Origin of the sequence: Pontiella sp. (assembly GCF_041622395.1) — a bacterium.
Classification (GTDB): domain Bacteria; phylum Verrucomicrobiota; class Kiritimatiellia; order Kiritimatiellales; family Pontiellaceae; genus Pontiella.
In genome coordinates this window covers 1-2,585 of the sequence record NZ_JBFJYW010000394.1, presented here as the reverse complement: position 1 = coordinate 2,585, position 2,585 = coordinate 1, and the positions used below count along the sequence as shown (strand labels likewise).

The window sequence follows — 2,585 nt, the reverse complement described above, 5'->3', positions numbered from 1 at the left end:
CAAGAGCCTGCGCGACAGCGCGACCATCGAAGAAATTGCGATGTAACCGGCTGACCCGAGCCCACTGCGAAAAGCACTCCGCGTCCCTGCGGGGTGCTTTTTTTTGTAAGGATCAAGACAACGGCTCAATTCCGCCATCCACCAAATAGCCCCTACGATGAAATAGCTTCCGCCTCTGCAAAGATCAAAAAGAACCGTTGCCAGGGGCTTTCATGCCATGCCCTACGCTCTCCAAGAACAAAACCATTCTCCCCTTACACAAAAGACAATTGAATGCTTGCCATATCCAAAGCAAACATCAAACTTAAGACATATTTAAGGTAACTGAAATGGCGCAATGACCACAGGATATTCCATTAAGAGCTTACGCATCAAATGGTGCGTGATTTTGCTGGTGGTTTCCGTGCTGGCAACCTTGGCCCATATCTACATTAATTATGAATCGTTACTAATTACTTACCGACACCGGTATCCCCAATCCAGAGCCCTTCGACTACAAAATCATTTAGCCCGTCCCTACAATCCGCCATGGATTCAATCGATGACTTTCAAGGGCGTGATCAACGCCCACCAAACCATCATAACGCACGAGCTCAACGAAAAATATCCCACATGCCGAAAAGGCGAAAGGATTGAAATTCACCGCAAAAACGGCAACGTATGCGAGGGAACGTTTGCGGGAAGCGAAAATGATGGGATTTTACTTTGTACCGACAAAGGGCAGCTATCCATTCCATTCATCGAACTCGACCCCGGCAGCAGAGTCCGCCTCGATAAAGCCGGACGTAAAATCCTCACTGAAAACCTTGCAAGAGAACGCACATTGGATTTCTTCATGGGCCCGAACGAGACCAAAGACGAAACACATAACATTAGACACACCTACTCCACGCTCTCGCTGGGAAAACAACCCGGTGGAAGCAGAAGCAGGAAACTTTCCCAATAGCCCCCCCTCATCCGGACGAGTCCGGCAATCCCTAAACAGTAGATTTCATTAAGGAACTTTAAATCCCTACGCCAATTGACAGCGTCCGGACAACCCCCTATATTCGCCCTCTTTTTACAGGAGATCCCTGCCACTTTATGAAAAACGAAAACAGCGATTTGGATCGGTTGCGCCACTCGACGGCGCATGTAATGGCGGCTGCGGTTTGCCGCCTGTTTGATGACGTGCAACTCGACATCGGTCCGTCGACCGACGACGGGTTCTACTACGACTTCGATCTCGGAGCCCGCATTACGCCGGACGACTTCGAGCGGATCGAAGCCGAGATGCAGAAGATCATCGACGAAAACCAGCCCTTCGAATGCCTGACGGTATCGCGCGACGAAGCGAAGGAACTGCTGAAGGACCAGAAATACAAGCTCGAACGCCTGGCCGACATTCCGGAAGGCGACACGATCACCTTCTATACCTGCGGCGAGTTCATGGACCTGTGCCGCGGCCCGCACGTGGAAAGCACGGGCCAGTTGCGCGCCTTCAAGATCATGAACGTGGCGGGCTCCTACTACCGCGGCCACGAAACCAACCCGATGCTGCAGCGCCTCTACGGCACGGCCTTCACCAACCCGAAACAGTTGCGCCTCTACCTCAAGCAGATCGAAGAGGCCCAAAAGCGCGACCACCGCCGCCTGGCCAAGGAGCTCGATCTCTTTTCGATTTCCGAGAACGTCGGGCCGGGGCTGGTGCACTGGCACCCGAAGGGCGGGCGCATCCGCACCGTGATCGAGGATTTCTGGCGCAAGGAACATTACAAGAACGGCTACGACATCGTTTTCACTCCGCATGTCGGCAAAGCCAACCTGTGGGAAACCTCGGGCCACCTCGATTTCTACCGCGAAGGCATGTATGCGGCGATGGATGTCGATGGCCAGGAATATTTCATCAAGCCGATGAACTGCCCGTTCCACGTCGAGATCTACAAATGCGGCTTGCGCTCCTACCGCGAGTTGCCGCTGCGCTGGGCCGAGCTCGGCACGGTCTACCGCTACGAAAAGGCCGGCACCCTGCACGGCCTCTTCCGCGTTCGCGGGTTCACCCAGGATGATGCCCACATCTTCTGCACCACCGACCAGATCGAAGACGAGGTCAAGGAAGTCATCCGCTTCTGCAATTTTATTTGGAAAACCTTCGGCTTCACGGAAGTGAAAGCCTACCTCTCGACGCGCCCCGAAAAGGCGGTCGGCGAAGAGGCCCGCTGGGACCAGGCCACCCAATCGCTCGAAGCGGCGATCAAGGCCGAAGGACTGCCCTACGAGGTGGACGAAGGCGGCGGCGCGTTCTACGGCCCGAAGATCGACCTCAAGGTGAAGGATGCGATCGGCCGCGAATGGCAGACCAGCACGATCCAGTTCGACTTCAACCTGCCCGAGCGTTTCGATCTCAAGTATATCGGCGACGACGGCGAGGCGCATCGCCCCTACATGGTGCATCGCGCACTGTTCGGCAGCCTGGAGCGTTTCTTCGGCATCCTGACCGAGCATTATGCCGGCGGTTTCCCTGTCTGGCTCGCGCCGGAGCAAGTACGCGTGCTGCCGCTCTCCGACGATCAGCTCGGCTATGCTGACGAAGTGCTCTCCGCGCT

At 55.4% G+C, this 2,585-nt stretch carries 2 protein-coding genes; both read left to right on the top strand.

Annotated features, from left to right (window positions below; all coding sequences use genetic code 11):
* Window positions 1-337: 337 nt before the first annotated feature.
* The gene (locus tag ABYO54_RS15945) at window positions 338-946 is read left to right on the top strand and encodes a hypothetical protein (RefSeq protein WP_372809221.1); all 609 of its coding nucleotides are present in this window, start codon (window positions 338-340) and stop codon (window positions 944-946) included.
* Between the two features lie 137 nt (window positions 947-1,083).
* The coding region (gene thrS, locus ABYO54_RS15940) for a threonine--tRNA ligase (protein WP_372809220.1) at window positions 1,084-2,585 on the top strand (1,502 nt) is incomplete at its 3' end.

What these genes read in the sequence shown, in the direction of transcription:
- ABYO54_RS15945 (WP_372809221.1), top strand. Translation starts at nt 338, where the DNA reads ATGACCACAGGATATTCCATTAAGAGCTTACGCATCAAATGGTGCGTG.